This is a genomic window from Lacinutrix cladophorae (assembly GCF_053604645.1).
Genome location: NZ_JBSHNR010000007.1, coordinates 1 through 235, shown reverse-complemented (window position 1 = coordinate 235; position 235 = coordinate 1). Strand labels below are relative to the sequence as shown.

General features: G+C 39.6%; 1 protein-coding gene. It reads right to left on the bottom strand.

Annotation, left to right across the window (positions count from 1 at the left end; translation table 11 throughout):
• A partial coding sequence (locus ACVC3Y_RS00030; RefSeq protein WP_452225702.1) for a hypothetical protein occupies positions 1-235 on the bottom strand: 235 nt, incomplete at both ends.

Genomic DNA, 235 nt, shown 5'->3' with positions numbered 1-235 from the left:
TATGTTTGCAGCATTCCAATCGTTAGCAATGGTTTCATTATCTGTTCCATTACATTCTATAGTTTCATCTACAACCGTACAAGCCGTTAGGTCAGGACCAATAGAATCTTCAAGTGTAAGTGTCGCAGTCAGTGTAGTTTCATTATCACAATCATCCGATACCGTATAGATTACAGTAATAGTACCACCAGCACCACAAGTGGAAGCAAGGTTCGTGAAAGCATAATCCGAAGTT